Source organism: Mesorhizobium sp. WSM4976 (assembly GCF_029625685.1).
Taxonomy (GTDB): domain Bacteria; phylum Pseudomonadota; class Alphaproteobacteria; order Rhizobiales; family Rhizobiaceae; genus Mesorhizobium.
In genome coordinates, this window is record NZ_JARTVT010000004.1 from 1 (window position 1) to 15,935 (window position 15,935).

The following is a 15,935-nucleotide window of genomic DNA, read 5'->3' on the forward strand; positions in this document are numbered from 1 at the left end:
GGCGGACAGCAACTCAGGGGGAAAACTGTAACCCATGTATCCGGTTCAAAGTGTTACCCATCTATCGGCTGGACAACCTGCGCCGGGAGGCGTGTCGAGATTCGGGTCAGGACGAGCCGGAGTCGAAGACGGGCGCGAAGCGACCAAACAAGGCCGTCTCCGAGAACCGGAGCGGAGCGCACTTAAAGTACGTGAGCGCCGGAAGCGCAGGAGATTGCCGTTTGCAGGCCGGCCTCACCCGAATATCGACATGCCTCAAGCTGCCTGCGGCTCCGGCTCGAAAGCCGGCTTGGCGGTATTGATCAGCAGCGAGATACAAGCCGCCGCGATGCCCGTCATGCCGGCGATCAGGAAGGCCAGCTCGTAATTGCCCTGCAACTCGCGCATCGTGCCGCCGAAAGCCGCGGCCGCCGCGGCGCCCACCTGGTGGCCGGCGACGATCCAGCCGAACACGATCGGGCCGCTGCGGTCGCCGAAGGCTTCGTTGGCGAGCCTGAGCGTCGGCGGCACGGTGGCGATCCAGTCGAGCCCGTAGAGCACGGCGAAGATGATCAGGCTGGTCGCCGAGAAGCCGGAATAGGGCAAATAGATCAGCGACAGGCCGCGCACCGCGTAATAGACGCCGAGCAGCTTGCGTGGATCGAAACGATCGGTGAGCCAGCCGGACAAAGTCGTGCCGATCAGGTCGAAAATGCCCATCATCGACAAGAGCCCGGCGGCCTGCACCTCGCCGATGCCCATATCGCCGCAGAAGGCGATGAGATGCGTGCCGACAAGGCCATTGGTGGTGAAGCCGCAGACGAAAAAGGTAGCGAAGAGATACCAGAACACCCGTGTGCCGGCGGCGCGGCGCAGCGTGTTCAGCGTATGCGCCAGGAAGTTGCCTTGCGATGCGGGCGACACCGGCGGCACGTCGTCGGCATCGGCGCCGTAGCGCACCTGGCCGATCGAAGCGGGACGCTCCGGCACCAGCAGGAAGACGAACGGGATCAGCGCGGCAGTGGCAAGCGCAACCGCAATCGCCACTGGCTTCCAGCCGCCGCTCTGCGCCAGCGAGGCGATGACCGGCAGGAACACCAGCATGCCGGTGGCGCTGGAGGCCGACATCAGCCCCATAGTCAGGCCGCGATTGGTCTTGAACCAGCGGTTGACGATGGTGGCGCCGAGCACGCTCGCCACCGCGCCGGAGCCGATGCCGGAAAGCACACCCCAGGTAAGGAAAAGATGCCAGGGCTGCGTCATGAACAGGCTGAGCGCCGTCGATCCCGACATCACCGCCAGCGATCCGAGCAGCGTGCGGCGCATCCCAATGCGCTCCATCAGTGCCGCCGCGAACGGGCCGGTCAGCCCATAGAGCAGGATGCCGATGCTGGCCGCCCAGGAGGTCACATCGCGGCGCCAGCCGAAGCTTTCCTCCAGCGGCACCATCATCACCGAGGGCGCCGAGCGAAGCCCGGCGGCGATCAACAGGCACAAGAATATGACGGCGACGACGACGAAGGCGTAGCGCTGGCCAAACGGGCGGGACTGGGCTATCATGTTACTGACCGGTACGTTGCAATGGGACGTCGCCCTACATACGTACCGGTCAGTAACATTGTCAAGCGAGTTGTTTGCATGTCATCGGACAATAAAATTGATGGGTCGTTGAGCGCGGCTCCTGCCCCCAAGGCGGCGGACAAGATTCTGGACGTGGCGCGTGACCTTTTTTATCGCGAGGGCATCAGGGCGATCGGCGTTGACGAGATCGTCAAGCGCGCCGGCGTCACCAAGCCCAGCCTCTATCGCAGCTTCCCTTCCAAGGACGAGCTTGCCGCCTCCTATCTGCGCAAATACGACCTCGAATTCTGGGAACGCTTCGACGAGGCAGTCAACGCGCATCCGGGCGATCCGCGCGCGCAGATCATCGCTTTCCTGACCCGGGTCGGAAAACGCACGCAAAAGCCCGATTATCGCGGTTGCGGCATGACCAACGCCGCTGTGGAATATCCCGAGCGCGGCCACCCGGCGCGCATCGTCAGCGAGAACAACAAGCAGGAATTGCGCCGGCGCCTGCGCGCCATGGCGGCGGCGATGGGCGCGGTGGATTCCGACACGCTGGGCGACGGCCTGCTGCTTCTCATCGAAGGCGCCTATATCAGCGGCCAGCTTTTCGGCCGTGGCGGACCAGCGGCGTCGGTTGCCCGCAACGCCGACCTCTTGATCGAAGCCAGCTTGAAGAAATAGCAGACGGCGGTACGCTTCCGGCAACTCGAAACGGAGTTGCCATCGATGCGTGCCCTTCTGATCCCGCTTGCCCTCGCCGCTTTCTGCCAGGCGGCCCAGGCCGGCGACATCTCCAGCGCCTACACCGATCTCGACTCCAAAAAGGATTGCGTGACCTATGCGCAGGCCGCGGAAGGCGACGGCGATTGGGCGAGCCTCGTCTGCTCAGGCTATCGCGGCTACCCGGTGCTGATCGGCTACGACGACGCACGCGAATCCGTCTATTACGGCTTTCCGTCCGACGACATGACCGCGGTCTGGGAGAGTTTCACCGCCTTCAACGGGTCGGGCCCCAAGGTGGAATGGCGGATCGAGACCAATGGCGATGTCGCCATCCCCTTCGCCGCCATCCATCGCCGCTCGGTCAGCAACCCTGAGGGCGAGAAGAAATCGACCGACGTGCTGGTCGTCGCCAAGGTCGCGCAACCCGAAGAGCATCAGGGCTGCACCGTTGGCTTGGTTTTGGCGACCGGCAACCCGCAGGCCAACGACCAGGCGCGCAAGCTGGCGGATGAGAAAGCCAAGACCTTCGTCTGCGGCAAGGACAAGCGCGAAGTGATCGGCGACGTGCCGCCCTTCGGCCGGGTGGATAACTGACCGCCGGCCAATCATTGGGCCAGGGCCGGATCGGGTTCCCATTGGCAGGCGGGCCTAGTAAACCCTTGCGCGGTTGTAGCCGGTCTCGGGAGGTTCCGCTTGTCCAGTTCTGTCAGCATCGCGAACGAGAACGGCGTGGCGGTGGTGACCATCGACAACCCGCCGGTCAATGCGCTGAGTTTTCATGTCCGCAAGCCGCTTTATGAGGCGCTCGCGGCTTTGCGCGACGATCCTGCCGCCAAGGCGATCGTGATCGCCTGCGCCGGGCGGACTTTTGTAGCCGGCGCCGACATCACCGAATTCGGCAAGCCGGTGCAGCAGCCGGAACTGCGCGCCATCATCGCTTTGCTGGAAACGGTTCCCAAGCCGACGGTGGCCGCCATTCATGGCACGGCGCTGGGCGGCGGGCTGGAACTGGCATTGGGCTGCCATTTTCGCGTAGCGGAAAAGAGCGCCAAGCTCGGCCTGCCGGAAGTAAAGCTAGGCCTGTTGCCGGGCGGCGGCGGCACGGTGCGTTTGCCACGCTTGATCGGCGCCGCGAAGTCGCTCGCCATGATCGTGTCCGGAACGCCGATTTCGGCCGGCGAGGCGAAAGCCGCCGGTCTCGTCGACGCTGTTGTCGACAGTGATCTCCTGGCAGGGGCGGTTCGCTTCGCTGGCGAAATGGCTGATAGAGGCGGTCCGTTCGTGCCGGTGCGCGACCGCAATGACCGCCTTGCCGGGACCGATCTTGCCGCTTTCGACGCTCAGGCCGCTGAGCTGGCCAAAAAAGCCCGCGGGCTGGAAGCCCCGCTTGCCTGCGCCCAAGCCATGCGCAACGCCATCACCTTGCCGTTCGACGAGGCGCTGGCCGCCGAGCGGCAGCTTTTCCTGAAACTCGTTTCCGGCGATCAGTCGAGTGCGCAGCGGCATCTGTTCTTCGCCGAGCGCGAGGCCGCAAAGGTGCCCGGCAAGGACTTGCAGAAGCGCCGGATCGAACGCGTCGGCATCATCGGCGGGGGCACGATGGGCGGCGGCATCGCCATGGCCTTCGCCAATGGCGGTCTCCCGGTGACATTGCTCGAGACCAGCGAGGAGGCGCTGCGGCGCGGGCTGGCGACGATCGAGAAGAACTATGCCGTCTCCGTCAGCCGCGGCTCGTTGACGGAAGAGGCCAAGCAGAAGCGGCTCGGCCTGTTCACGGGCAGCACCGACTATGCCGATCTTGCAGATTGCGATTTGATCATCGAGGCCGTGTTCGAGGATATGGCGGTAAAGAAGGAGGTGTTCGGCAAGCTCGATACCATCGCCAGGCCCGGTGCCATCCTCGCCACCAACACCTCCTATCTCGACGTGAACGAAATCGCGGCCTCGATGTCGCGGGCGCAAGACGTGCTCGGCATGCATTTCTTTTCGCCGGCTAACGTCATGAAGCTGCTGGAGGTCGTGCGCGCCGAAAAGACCGCGCCCGAGGTGCTGGCGACGGTGACCGATCTCGCCCGGGCTATCGGCAAGGTGGCGGTCGTCGTCGGCGTCTGCCACGGTTTTGTAGGCAACCGCATGTTGGCCGCGCGGGGTGCGGAGAACGAAGCGCTGTTGCTCGAAGGGGCCTCCCCCGCCCAGGTCGACAAGGCGTTCACTGATTTCGGCTGGTCGATGGGACCGTTCCAGATGGGCGATCTCGCCGGCCTCGACATCGGCTGGCGCAACCGCAAGGCGCGTGGTCAGGCGACCGTAATCGCCGATACGCTGTGCGAGCAGGGTCATTTCGGCCAGAAGACCGGAAGTGGATGGTACCGCTACGAGGGCGGCGCGCGCGAACCGGTCGCGGATCCGCAAGTCGAGACGCTCATCCGTGCCAAGGCGGAGGAACTCGGGATCTCCCGACGCCAGATCGGCGCCGAGGAAATCATCGAGCGCACGCTCTATCCGCTGGTCAACGAAGGCGCAAAGATCCTTCAGGAAGGCATCACCGCACGCGCTTCCGACATCGATGTCGTCTGGGTCAATGGCTATGGCTTCCCGGTCGGCAAGGGCGGGCCGATGTTCTGGGCCGGGCTCGAAGGAGCCGGCAGGATCGTCGAGCGCCTGGAGTATTGGCATGGGCGAACCGGCAGGGCGATCTTCGAGCCGGCGCCGGCGTTGAGGCGGTTTGCCGAGACAGGGGCTTGGGAGGCTTCGGGAGGCGTCCCGTAACTTCGTCATTCCAGGGCGAAGCGAAGCGTAGACCCTGGAATCCATGCCGTTACATCAACGGCGAACGCGGCGGCGCAGAATAAGGGTCAGCGCAGAATCGCTCGTTCTGCGCTGTTGGGGCGCTCCGACGTTCCGGCATGGATCCTCGGGTCTGCGCTGCGCCGCTACGCTCCTTGCTCCGCCCGCGGATGACGAACGTGGAGGCGACACGCCAAATTTGACCATGTGGACAAATCTCAGGCGCCGTTCCATAGTCCTGAGCGTCTGACATTTTTGGAACGGCCGGCTCGACACGGCTGTCGAACAGAGGGGCACTTCAATGGAAAACGACCATAGCAAAACGCAACGCGCCGGCCTGTCGCGGCGCAACGTGCTGGAACTTGGCGCGCTCGGCCTCGCGGCGACCGTGCTGCCCGGCGCGGCTTTCGCCAAGGACAAGAAGCTGAAGGTGGCGGCGATCTTCGCCACCCCGATCGAGGAACCGTGGGACAACCAGATCCATGTCGCCCTGCAGAAGGCCGAGAAGGAACTGGGCATCGAATACAGATGGTCGGAAAAGGTGCAGACCGCCGACTTCAGCCGCGTGATGCGCGAATATGCTCAAGGCGGCTACCAGCTGGTGCTGGGCGACGCCTTCGCCGCCGAGCGTGAATCGCGAAAGACCGCCAAGCAGTTCCCGAAGACGGCCTGGCTGTTCGGCTCCGGCGCCGGCCCGGCCGAGCCCAATTTCGGCGTCTTCGACAACTGGATCCATGAGCCCGCCTATCTGTCCGGCATGATCGCCGGCAAGATGTCGAAGTCCGGCACGGTCGGCGCTGTCGCGGCGATGGGCATTCCGGAAGTGAACCGGCTGGTCAACGCCTTCTTCGCCGGCGCCAAGGAGGTGAACCCGAACGTCAAGAAGAAGGTCGCCTTCATAGGTTCCTTCTTTGATCCGCCCAAGGCCAAGGAAGCGGCCGTCGCGCAGATCGATGCGGGCGTCGACGTTATCTATGCCGAGCGCTTCGGCGTCATCGAGGCGGCGGTCGAGAAGAATATCCTCGCCATCTCCAACATGTCCGACCAGTCTAGCCTCGGCCCCGATACGGTCATCACCGGCCCGGTCTGGGACATGTATCCGACGGTCGAGCAGGCGATAAAGCTGGTCAAGGCCGGCGTCTTCACCGCGCAGGACTATGGCGATTTCTCGCGTATGGCCAAGGGCGGTTCGTATCTGGCCCCCTATCACAAATTCGACAAGACGCTGCCGGCAGAGGTGAAGGATCTGGTCGAGAAGAAGAAGGCCGAGATCCTCGAAGGCAATTTCCGCGTGGACGTCGACGAGAACACGCCGGTTTCGGATTGACGCCCGGCTGAGGGGCTGGCGCGAGGCCGTCTCTGTCCTGCCGGACATCTCCCTCTCGAGGGGGAGATTGGCAGTTTCGTTGACGGCGCTTGATCTTTTCAACGTTGAAAGTTGGCGAAAGCCGGCGTGACATCTGATCTCCCCCTTGAAGGCCCCTGAGGGGGAGATGGCCGCCAGGCAAAAAAGGGGGGCATCGGCGCTGCCCTTCGCGGTTAGCCGGATCGCAAATCCCGGGAGCACCCTTTGTCCGCCCCACTCATCGAAATGCGCGGCATCACCAAGATCTTCGGCGCCGTCAAGGCGAACGAGGCCGTCGATCTCAGCGTCGCGCCCGGCGAAATCCTGGGCCTGCTCGGCGAGAACGGCGCCGGCAAGACGACGCTGATGAACGTGCTGTTCGGCGCCTATGCGCCGGACGCCGGCGAGATACTGGTCGAAGGACGGCCGGTCGCCATTCACAATTCGGCCGATGCGCTCGCCGCAGGCATCGGGATGGTGCATCAGCATTTTCACCTCGCGCCGCGCCTCACGGTGCTGGAAAACCTGCTTATCGGTATTCCCGGCAGATCCGGCCGCATTGACCGCGCCGGCGGGCTTGCGCGGCTGAATGAAATCAGCCGGCAGTACGGCTTGAGCCTCGATCCGAACCTGCCGGTGTCGGCGCTGTCTGTCGGCGAGCAGCAGCGGCTGGAAATCGTCAAGGCGCTGTTTCGCGGCGCGAAGCTTCTGATCCTCGACGAGCCGACCGCCGTGCTGGCGCCGTCGGAGGTCGACGGCCTGTTCGCGGCCCTGCGCTCCATGGCGGCTCAGGGGCTGGGCATCATCTTCATTTCGCACAAGCTCAACGAAGTCAGGGCGCTCACGCATCGCTGCGTCGTGCTGCGCCATGGCAAGGTCGCCGGCCGCGTCGATCATCCGGCGCAGACGACCTCGGCCGCGATGGCCGAACTGATGTGCGGCCACGAGATCGTGCCGCCAGCCAAGGAGGCTTCGACGCCCGGCTCCGCCGTGCTGACGCTCGACGGCATCTCCACCTCGGGCCATGCCGGCACGCCGCTCCGTCATGTGTCGCTTTTCGTCCGGGCGGGCGAGATTCTGGGCATCGCCGGAGTGTCGGGCAACGGCCAGCGGACGCTGGCCGATGTGATCTTCGGCATGCTGCCGCCGAAGGTCGGAACGATGACGATAGCCGGCAAAACGATTGCGCAATTCTCTCCCAGAGAACTGCAGGCGCTGGGCCTCGGCCGCATCCCGGAAGACCGGATGACAACCGGCCTGGTCACCAACCTGCCCTTGGCCGACTCCATGGTGCTGCCGCGCATCGGCACCGAAGCGTTCAGCCGCAAGGGCCTGCTCAACCCGGCCGCGATCCGCGCCTTCGCCGAAGAGCAGATCAAGGCCTATGACATACGCTGCCCCGGACCGATGGTGCGTGCCGGCGCGCTGTCCGGCGGCAATCTGCAGAAAGCGCTTTTGGCGCGCGAGCTCGCCTTCGATCCCAAGGTGCTGATCGTCTCGCAGCCGACGCGCGGTCTGGACATCGGCGCCGCGCGCTTCATCCACGAAAAATTCCTCGCCATGCGCGCCAAGGGCTGCGGCATCGTCGTCATCGGCGAGGACCTCGAGGAATTGCTGATGCTCTCGGATCGCATCGCGGTGATGTATGAGGGCCGCATCGCCGGCACGCTTTCGGGCGCGGATGCCACCGTCGCAAGGCTCGGTCTGATGATGACCGGCGCGGAGGGCCACGCCTGATGTTTCGGCTCGAAGCCCGCACGTCGACACCGGCCTGGTTCAACCTGGTGCTCCCCTTGATCGCCATCGCCGCGACGCTGGTGCTCTGCAGCGGCCTGATTGCCATCGCCGGCGCAGGCGTGATCGAAGCCTATGGCGTGATGTTGTCAGCCTCGCTCGGTGACAGCTACGCAATCACCGAGACCCTGGTGCGCGCGGCACCTATGATCTTCACCGGCCTTGCGGTGGCGATCGCCTTCCGCGCCAAATTCTGGAACATCGGCGCAGAGGGCCAGCTGCTCGCCGGCGCGGTGGCAAGCTGCTTCGTCGGCGAGATCCCAATGCCGGGCACCCTCGCCATGCTGTTGATGGCGATTGTGGGCGCGGCCGCCGGTGCTGTTGTCGCGCTGGTGCCGGCGACATTGCGCGTCAAATTCAAGGTCGACGACGTGGTCAGCTCGCTGCTGCTCAACTCGGTCATCTATTACGCGCTGATGGCGCTGATCGAAGGGCCGTGGAAGGACACCTTTTCCGGCTACCCGATCTCGCCGCCGATCGAGGATTCCGCCAATTTCCCGGTGCTGATCGAAGGCACGCGGCTGCATCTCGGCGTCGTCGTGGCGCTGATCGCGGCACCGCTATGCTGGTTCCTGATCGCCCGCACCACGCTCGGCTTCCGCATCCGCGTCACCGGCGAGAATCCGGAAGCCGCGCGCTTTGGCGGCATCAACGTGCAGCGCGTGCTGCTGTCGACCGCGCTGCTCTCCGGCGCGCTGGCGGGCTTGGCCGGCGTCGGCGAAGTCGGCGGCGTGCACTTCCAGGTGATGAGCGACATCTCACCCGGCTATGGCTATTCCGGCATCGTCGTCGCGATGCTCGCCAGGCTAAACCCGCTCGGCGTGGTGCCGGCGGCGATCTTCCTGGCCGCCGTCATGACCGGCGCCGAGGCGATGTCGCGCGCGACCGGCGTGCCGGCTTTCCTCAGCGACGTCATCCAGGGCACGGCGCTGCTTGCCATGCTGGTGGCGCTGCTCTTCACCGCCTATCGCATCCGCCGCGTGGGAGCGCAGACATGAGCGCGGTGTTCGAGCAGATTTTCCAGGTCGGCTTCCTTGCCGCCATCGTCCGCATCGCCACGCCGCTCGCTTTCGCCACGCTCGGCGAAATGTTTTCCGAACGCGCCGGCGTGCTCAATCTTGGCATCGAAGGGATCATGCTGTTGTCGGCGATGGCCGGCTTCACCGCCACGAGCCTCAGCGGCAGCCTTTGGCTGGGCGTGCTTGTGGCCGTGCTGGTTGGCGCGGCGATGGGCGCGTTGCATGCGCTGTTCACGGTGGCGCTGGGGCTGAGCCAGCATGTCTGCGGCATCGGCGTGACCTTGTTCTCGTCGGGCCTTGCCTATTTCCTCTACCGGCTGATCTTCGGCCAGCAATCGGTGCCGCCGAGCATCGACGGCTTCAAGCCGGTGCCGATCCCACTGCTCTCGGACATGCCGGTTTTAGGCCCCGCGGTGTTCAACCAGTTCACGCTGGTCTATGTCGCCATCATGGCCGTCCCGCTCGCCGCCTTCGTGCTCTACCGCACGCCCTGGGGACTGTCGGTGCGCATGGTCGGCGAGAACCCGCGCGCGGCGGACTCCGCCGGCGTCAGCGTCATCGCCACGCGCTTCCAGGCGGTGATCCTCGGCGGCGCGCTGATGGGGCTTGCCGGCGCCTTCCTCACCATGGCGCAATTCAATGCCTTCACCTTCGGCGTCGTCTCCGGCCGTGGCTGGGTGGCGATCGCGCTGGTCGTGTTCGGCCGCTGGGACCCCTGGCGCTCGGCCGGTGCCGCGCTGCTCTTCGCCTTCGTCGACGCACTGCAGCTCAGGATGCAGGCGAGCGGCCTCGGCCACATCCCCTACGAAGCCTTCCTGATGCTGCCCTTCATCTTCACCATCGTCGCCATGGCCTTCATGTCGCGCAACGCAGTGGCGCCGTCAGCGCTGCTCAAGCCGTTCCGAAGGGAGGAGCGGTAGGCGTGGATTTCCTCGCCCCCGCAAAGCGGGAGGAAAGGTGGCCGCGAAGCGGCCGGCGCCGACGGTCGAATGGTTGCGCTTTCGACGCCGCGTTTGCGGCAAATTCTCAGCCGGTTCTGGCTTCACGCAGGGAGTCCCCTCTCCGTCTCGGCCTCGCCGAGCCACCGCTCCCCACTTTAGTGGGGCGAGGAAAGGCCTCAGATCGCCGTGAAGGCATTGTCAACGAACAGATGCGCGCCGTTGACGAAGCTCGATTCGTCGCTGGCCAGAAACAGCGCCGCCTTCGCCACCTCCTCCGGCTCGCCGATGCGGCCCTGCTGCGCGGCCATCGCGGCGTCCGAGACGTCGACGCCGAGCTTGCCGAGGTCGGCCACCTCGCGCAGGCCGTGCGGCGTGCGGATGAAGCCGGGGCAGACGGCGTTGCAGCGGATGTTACGGTCGCGGAACTCCACCGCGATGGCCCGCGCGAACATGTGGCAGGCGCCCTTGGTGGTGTCGTAGAGCACCTCGTTCGGCGTCGCCGCCACCGCCGAGATCGACGAGGTGCAGACGATCGAGCCGCCGCCTGCAGCGATCATGCCGGGCAGCACCGCGCGCGTCATCAAAAACATCGAGCGGACGTTGACGGCATGGAGCCAGTCCCATTCCTGCAGCGTTGTCTCCAGGAACGGCTTTATCACGATCGTGCCGGCATGATTGAACAGCACCGTGACCGGACCGAGCTTTGCCATCGCCGCTTTCACCGCAGCCTCGACCTGCGCCTCGTCCGACACGTCCGCCACGAAATGCTCCGCCACATGGCCCCGCGCCCGGATCGCCGCGGCGGTCTTGCCGGCCGCCTCGCCATTGCGGTCGATGATCGCCACCTTGGCGCCTTCGGCGGCAAACAGCTCCGAAGCCGCCCCACCCATGCCCGTCGCGCCGCCTGAAACGATGGCGACCTTGCCAGTCAGCCTTCCCCCCATTTCTGTCTCCCTGGAGTCCGTGAGGTGTTTTTCTGATGCTAGCGCGTCGGGCCGGGCATAGCCAAGCGTTGAGCAAGGCGGATTGACGTTAAAAAGCCGGAGCTTCCAGGCATTTGCTGGGCCTGCCTCCCTGGATCCGCGCCCCGACATTCCGTTTCGAGAGAGCAATAATTACTAACACCAACCTCTTCCTGAGAATGTTTTCCCAAAAGTCGGTAAAAAATAGCAATCGACAAAGTCTACTAACTTTATAGATTAAGCGCTGAGACGGAGGCCGATATGTCCTATATCCAGAACGCTCAGACCGCCCGCAAGGGCCAGAAGCTGACTGCCGACCAGAGCTGGAGGCCCGCCTATGGCGGTACCTTCGCCTATCTCGTCTTCGCGCTTGCATTCGTGTTCACCGGCGCGGTGGTGCTGGGGTTGATCCCCTGATTTCAAGGCGGACCGAGATCCGCCGTCAAACAATCTGAGTTGCGTAACCGGAGTGGAAAGCTGGCCGAGCGCCGGGACGCTGTCGCGCGCCTGCGTCCTCGGATTTGGTTCGAAGGCTTTGGAGCGGGCAAGCCGACGTGATGGAGGAGATGGCAATGCCGATCGAGTTCACGCATGTTCCAGGCAAGGCTGACAATGGCAGCTTCTTCTATGATTTCGCCGAGACGGCGACCAAACTGTCGCTGATCGAGGACGCCGGTTTCCGCAGGCTGGTGGTGGATGATCCGGCCGGCCTGCTCACCAATATGGACATCGCCGCGCAGACGCTTGACCGTACCGGCTCGTTGGAGGTGGTGCTCGCGCATTGGGCCGGTGTGATCGAGCCGACGGTGGCGGCGAGGCAGCTCGCCGCGCTCGACTGTCGAGGCGGCGGCCGTCTGTCGCTTCGCATGTTGAGCGAGCCGCTGGAGGACAGTGATGCCGAGGCGCGGCCGGTCGGCCACAGCGTCGTTTGGCAGCGCATCGATGAATATCTGGTGCTGTTGAAGCGCCTGTGGTCGAACGACAGGCCGTTCGACCACGAAGGCGCCTTCTACAGTGTTCGCGGTGGTTTCGTGCCACGCAAAGGCCCGCATGGCGCCGATCTCGTCATCCGGCTCGGCGGCCAGTCGGGCACCGCGCTGAAAGTAGCCGGCAAGCATGCCGATGTCTTCGAGCTGGCCGCCGGTTCGCCGGACGAGGTGAGGCAACTGATCGAGCGTGCGCGCGGCGCCGCCGCCGAGCACGGCCGTGGTAGCAGGCTGCGCTTCGCGCTGCCGGTGCGCATCCACGCGGACGGCTGGAGCGGAACCCCGGATCACAAGGGGGTCGAGATCGCTGGGCCGCCTGCGCGCATTGCCCTGGCGCTTTTGCCCTATGCGGCGCTCGGCATCGAGGAATTCATGATCAGCGGCATCGATCGTCCGGGCGATATCGCCCGCATGGGGCGCGAGACGATAACGCTGCTCGCGAATTCGCTGGCGCGCCGCGAGGCGGAGGTTCCACAACCGGGTGCGTTTGCCTCATCCCCCTTTGCGGAACACCGTATAGGTTGAAATCACGGCGTGCCGGAATACACGAGGCCGTCCATCACGTAATCCGCGAACAGAAAATCGCGGATGCCGGCGATGCGGCCGTTCTCCCAATCGATGAGGATGAAATAACGTGGCGGTCCATCCGGGCGCTCCGGGCTGGTGACCAGGATGGCGGGCCGGCCTTCGACAAGTCCGGTCGTGAAATGCCAATGCGTTTCGTCGGCATAGCGGCCGAAATAGTTGCCGACATATTCCTTGCCGTCGGCGCGCAGGCGATTGACCAGCTCCAGCTTGACATCCTCGGCCAAAAGACCGCGCAGCGTGTCGAAATCCCTTGCGTTGAAGGCGGCCACATAGTCGCCCAAGCGGCGCATGTCCTGCCGGTCGAGCGCCGGACGGGGCGAAGCCATGCGCGGAGAGGCCGCCAGCTTGCGCAAGCTTTCGCGCCCGCGCTGCAGCGCGCCCTTGATCGCCATGTCGGATGTTTCGAGGATTTCGCCGATCTCCTCCAGGCTGTGGCCGAGCACGTCCTTCAGCACGACCGCGCACCGTTGCGCCGGCGGCAATTGCATCAGCTCGGCCAGGCTCGCCTCGGCGGCAATGTGCGCATCCAGCGCCGAATTCTCGTCGGCGATCGTGTCGAGCTCGACCTCGCTTTCGCGGCCCCGCAAGCGGGCGCGCTTGCGCAGGAAATCGACCGCCGCGTTGTGCGCGATGCGAAACAGCCAGGGCTCGGTTTTGTCCGGCATGTCGCCATTCCTGATCGCCACGAAGCCTTTGGCCAAGGCTTCCTGCACGATATCCTCGCCATCGATGACCGATCCGACCATGCGCGCCGCGTAGCGGTGCAGCTTGGCTCTCAGCAATGCGGCTTCGCGCTCGAAGGCGCGAAGCTTGGTCGCGGCAACAGACTGATCCTGCGAACCGGTCACGCGTCCTCCTAGTTTTCAGCACCACCCGTATGGGAATAGGTCGTGTGGCCCATCATGCTCTCTCCGGCGGCCAGCTCGATGATGCTCTTCATGTAATCGGCGAAACAGGGATCGGCACGGAAAGCCGAGATGTCCTCGGCCGAACGCCATTGCGAGATGTTGGCGACCTTGCTGTCGTCACCGCCGACGACCACGAATGACGACAACGAGCCCGGCTGCCGGCTGAAGAAGTTTCGCGTGCCCTCGGCAAGCGTCCTGGCGAGTTCCTGCTGCTTTCCCGGCTTGGCGGTGAAGACGTTGATCAAGGTCACTGTGGTCGACATGGCTCGGCTCCGTTTGTCCTGTGGGCGGAGGCCGTCGCGGCTCCCGCACCTGTTACGACCGTCAAGACGAAGCCGAAACTGGAAACGGAACGGTGGGGCGAAGAATCTCGATAAGACCCCGAATTTCCTTCAGCGCACGGCGCCGGCGAGCTCCCGCAACACGGCGATAACGGCCCCCGAGTTCGCCAACGCGCCAAAGACGCCGTCCTCAACCGTCACCATGTGAAGCGCGGCTTCATGCGCATACTGGTCGCCGCTGGCGCAGGCGTCCGAAATCGTCAGGCACTGGAAATTGCGGTCGCAGGCTTCGCGCAATGTGGTGTGCACGCACACATCCGTCGTGCAGCCGGTGAAAAGCAGATGCGTTATGTCCCGCGCGCGTAGCACCATCTCCAGATCCGTATAGGTGAAGGCGCTGTTGCAGGTCTTGTCGATGATGACATCCTGCGGCGCCACGTCGACATCGGCGGAGATCTGGAAGCCCGGGCCGGAGCGCAGCAGGACATCGGTGCCATCGAGGCCAGCCCGCTTGCGGCGCCATTTTTCGTAAGGCGTCATGTCGGCCATGTCGGCGCGGTAGCCCTGCCTTGTGTGGATGATGACGACGCCTGCGGCGCGCGCCAGGGCAATCAGCCGGTTCACCGCCGGCAGGATGGCTCTCAGTGGCGACGGATCATAGCCTTCCCTGGCGAAATAGCCGGTCGGCGACAGGAAATCCTCCTGCAGATCGATAACGAGCAGCGCCGTTTGTTGCGGCACCAGCCTGCCGTCATAGGGGAAGTCGAATGGTATCGCCTTGATCATGGGTCGCCTACTTTGGAGCAATTCCAGGAAAAGTGCATAGCGGTTTCCGTCCGGAATTGCGCACAAAACTAGCACTTGGTTGCTCCATGCGCATCGTGCCCGGCAACCGCCTGCGGTCCAGGCCCGCACTGTACCCAGGCGGGCATCGGCGCATCGTGAATTGTTGAGTCACGCGGTCATCTTTATAGTTGACTCTTAATGTCATGTTTCATAGTCAACCGGCATGGCCGCTTAGCGTCTGTACAGGATGCACGGCGGCCACTGCATTGCGATGATGAAGCGAGGAGGAGCCTTGTCCTGGAACGGTCTTTTCGCGGCGCTGGCTGCGTCCCTCATTCTTTCCACCGGCATCGCCAAGGCGCAGGAACAGCCGCCGATCCAAGCGCCGGTGCAGCAGCCGGTGGCACCCGCCGTGCAGGCCCCGGCCGAACAGGCTTCGCCTGCAACAATCGCCCCAGCTCCGCAAGCACCGGCGGCGCGGGCGCCCGCCACCGCGCCGGCTGATCCGGCCATCCAGCCGGCTACGAGCAGCGTCGCCGACCAAGAGCCTTCCCTCTCGCTGACACTGCCGCATGATCTCTCGCCCTGGGGCATGTTCATGAACGCCGACATCGTCGTGAAGGCGGTCATGGTCGGGCTGGCCTTTGCATCCCTGGTCACCTGGACGATCTGGCTCGCCAAGTCGCTGGAGGTGTTCGGCGGCAAGCTGAGGGCCCGCCGCGCCGCCGATGCGATCGGCAATGCCGCGACGCTGATGCAAGCCGGCCGGGAGCTTGGCCACAGCGGCGGTCCAGGCGCGCTTCTGGTGCGGGCGGCGGAGGAAGAACGGGCGCTTTCGGCTGGCGCGCTCGACCATGCCTCCGGCGACGGCCTGAAGGAGCGCGTCGCCTCCCGGCTTTCGCGCATCGAGGCGGCGGCATCCCGGCGCATGTCGCGCGGCACCGGCCTGCTCGCAACCATCGGCTCGACGGCGCCCTTCGTCGGTCTGTTCGGCACCGTATGGGGCATCATGAACGCCTTCATCGGCATCTCGCAAGCGCAGACCACCAACCTCGCCGTGGTCGCGCCGGGCATCGCAGAAGCGCTGCTAGCGACCGCGATGGGCCTTGTCGCGGCCATTCCGGCGGTCGTCATCTACAACGTCTTCGCGCGCTCGATAGCCGGCTATAGGCAGATCCTGGCCGACGCTTCCGCCGGCGTCGAGCGGCTGGTCAGCCGCGACCTCGATTTCCGCACGGTGCCGCCGGCGGCGGCGATGGCGGCGGAGTAA

The 15,935-nt window shown here is 64.8% G+C and carries 15 protein-coding genes; 10 read left to right on the top strand and 5 right to left on the bottom strand.

The annotated features are described in order from the left end of the window. Positions 1-255: 255 nt before the first annotated feature. Positions 256-1,539, bottom strand: a complete 1,284-nt coding sequence (locus tag P9272_RS05770) for an MFS transporter (RefSeq protein WP_278159684.1) — start codon at positions 1,537-1,539, stop codon at positions 256-258. A 78-nt stretch (positions 1,540-1,617) separates the two neighbouring features. On the opposite strand from P9272_RS05770, the gene P9272_RS05775 reads away from it, so the two are divergent. The 7 genes from P9272_RS05775 to P9272_RS05805 all read left to right on the top strand — a co-directional run bounded on the left by P9272_RS05775 (position 1,618) and on the right by P9272_RS05805 (position 10,133). Next, positions 1,618-2,226 (top strand): TetR/AcrR family transcriptional regulator, encoded by a 609-nt coding sequence (locus P9272_RS05775; protein WP_278159686.1) that lies wholly within the window; start codon positions 1,618-1,620, stop codon positions 2,224-2,226. Positions 2,227-2,271: 45 nt separating this feature from the next. Continuing rightward, the gene (locus tag P9272_RS05780) at positions 2,272-2,862 is read left to right on the top strand and encodes a hypothetical protein (protein WP_278159688.1); all 591 of its coding nucleotides are present in this window, start codon (positions 2,272-2,274) and stop codon (positions 2,860-2,862) included. Positions 2,863-2,961: 99 nt separating this feature from the next. Next, on the top strand, positions 2,962-5,037 hold the full coding sequence (locus P9272_RS05785) for a 3-hydroxyacyl-CoA dehydrogenase NAD-binding domain-containing protein (protein WP_278159690.1): 2,076 nt from the start codon (positions 2,962-2,964) through the stop codon (positions 5,035-5,037). Between the two features lie 319 nt (positions 5,038-5,356). After that, positions 5,357-6,382 carry a BMP family protein gene (locus P9272_RS05790; protein ID WP_278159692.1) on the top strand — a complete coding sequence of 342 codons (1,026 nt, stop codon included), beginning with the start codon at positions 5,357-5,359 and terminating at the stop codon, positions 6,380-6,382. Positions 6,383-6,625: 243 nt separating this feature from the next. Further along, positions 6,626-8,137, top strand: a complete 1,512-nt coding sequence (locus tag P9272_RS05795; RefSeq protein ID WP_278159694.1) for an ABC transporter ATP-binding protein — start codon at positions 6,626-6,628, stop codon at positions 8,135-8,137. Then, positions 8,137-9,192 (top strand): ABC transporter permease, encoded by a 1,056-nt coding sequence (locus tag P9272_RS05800; protein ID WP_278159696.1) that lies wholly within the window; start codon positions 8,137-8,139, stop codon positions 9,190-9,192. The genes P9272_RS05795 and P9272_RS05800 overlap by 1 nt, the downstream gene beginning before the upstream one ends. Further along, a complete protein-coding gene (locus tag P9272_RS05805; RefSeq protein ID WP_278159698.1) occupies positions 9,189-10,133 on the top strand; it encodes an ABC transporter permease in 945 nt (314 codons plus the stop codon). The genes P9272_RS05800 and P9272_RS05805 overlap by 4 nt, the downstream gene beginning before the upstream one ends. A 197-nt stretch (positions 10,134-10,330) precedes the next feature. Here P9272_RS05805 and P9272_RS05810 read toward each other — a convergent pair whose 3' ends face one another. Continuing rightward, positions 10,331-11,098 (bottom strand): SDR family oxidoreductase, encoded by a 768-nt coding sequence (locus P9272_RS05810; RefSeq protein ID WP_278159700.1) that lies wholly within the window; start codon positions 11,096-11,098, stop codon positions 10,331-10,333. A 279-nt stretch (positions 11,099-11,377) separates the two neighbouring features. On the opposite strand from P9272_RS05810, the gene P9272_RS05815 reads away from it, so the two are divergent. Together P9272_RS05815 and P9272_RS05820 are read left to right on the top strand one after the other, a co-directional pair. Further along, positions 11,378-11,533, top strand: coding sequence for a hypothetical protein (locus P9272_RS05815; RefSeq protein ID WP_128257949.1), 156 nt, complete (start codon positions 11,378-11,380; stop codon positions 11,531-11,533). A 155-nt stretch (positions 11,534-11,688) separates the two neighbouring features. Beyond that, complete coding sequence (locus tag P9272_RS05820) at positions 11,689-12,627, top strand: LLM class flavin-dependent oxidoreductase (protein ID WP_278159702.1); 939 nt, start codon at positions 11,689-11,691, stop codon at positions 12,625-12,627. Positions 12,628-12,629: 2 nt separating this feature from the next. Here P9272_RS05820 and P9272_RS05825 read toward each other — a convergent pair whose 3' ends face one another. The 3 genes from P9272_RS05825 to P9272_RS05835 form a co-directional block, all read right to left on the bottom strand. Then, entirely contained in the window at positions 12,630-13,538 is a 909-nt protein-coding gene (locus P9272_RS05825; protein ID WP_278159704.1) for a sigma-70 family RNA polymerase sigma factor, read from the bottom strand. A gap of 8 nt (positions 13,539-13,546) precedes the next feature. Continuing rightward, positions 13,547-13,861 (bottom strand): antibiotic biosynthesis monooxygenase, encoded by a 315-nt coding sequence (locus P9272_RS05830; protein WP_278159705.1) that lies wholly within the window; start codon positions 13,859-13,861, stop codon positions 13,547-13,549. A 129-nt stretch (positions 13,862-13,990) separates the two neighbouring features. Then, the gene (locus tag P9272_RS05835) at positions 13,991-14,665 is read right to left on the bottom strand and encodes an isochorismatase family cysteine hydrolase (protein WP_278159707.1); all 675 of its coding nucleotides are present in this window, start codon (positions 14,663-14,665) and stop codon (positions 13,991-13,993) included. A gap of 292 nt (positions 14,666-14,957) precedes the next feature. On the opposite strand from P9272_RS05835, the gene exbB reads away from it, so the two are divergent. Next, positions 14,958-15,935 carry a tonB-system energizer ExbB gene (exbB, locus tag P9272_RS05840; RefSeq protein ID WP_278159708.1) on the top strand — a complete coding sequence of 326 codons (978 nt, stop codon included), beginning with the start codon at positions 14,958-14,960 and terminating at the stop codon, positions 15,933-15,935.

Coding starts and splice junctions, on each gene's coding strand:
- P9272_RS05770 (WP_278159684.1), bottom strand. CDS start 1,539: ATGATAGCCCAGTCCCGCCCGTTTGGCCAGCGCTACGCCTTCGTCGTC.
- P9272_RS05775 (WP_278159686.1), top strand. CDS start 1,618: ATGTCATCGGACAATAAAATTGATGGGTCGTTGAGCGCGGCTCCTGCC.
- P9272_RS05780 (WP_278159688.1), top strand. CDS start 2,272: ATGCGTGCCCTTCTGATCCCGCTTGCCCTCGCCGCTTTCTGCCAGGCG.
- P9272_RS05790 (WP_278159692.1), top strand. CDS start 5,357: ATGGAAAACGACCATAGCAAAACGCAACGCGCCGGCCTGTCGCGGCGC.
- P9272_RS05800 (WP_278159696.1), top strand. CDS start 8,137: ATGTTTCGGCTCGAAGCCCGCACGTCGACACCGGCCTGGTTCAACCTG.
- P9272_RS05805 (WP_278159698.1), top strand. CDS start 9,189: ATGAGCGCGGTGTTCGAGCAGATTTTCCAGGTCGGCTTCCTTGCCGCC.
- P9272_RS05810 (WP_278159700.1), bottom strand. CDS start 11,098: ATGGGGGGAAGGCTGACTGGCAAGGTCGCCATCGTTTCAGGCGGCGCG.
- P9272_RS05815 (WP_128257949.1), top strand. CDS start 11,378: ATGTCCTATATCCAGAACGCTCAGACCGCCCGCAAGGGCCAGAAGCTG.
- P9272_RS05820 (WP_278159702.1), top strand. CDS start 11,689: ATGCCGATCGAGTTCACGCATGTTCCAGGCAAGGCTGACAATGGCAGC.
- P9272_RS05830 (WP_278159705.1), bottom strand. CDS start 13,861: ATGTCGACCACAGTGACCTTGATCAACGTCTTCACCGCCAAGCCGGGA.
- P9272_RS05835 (WP_278159707.1), bottom strand. CDS start 14,665: ATGATCAAGGCGATACCATTCGACTTCCCCTATGACGGCAGGCTGGTG.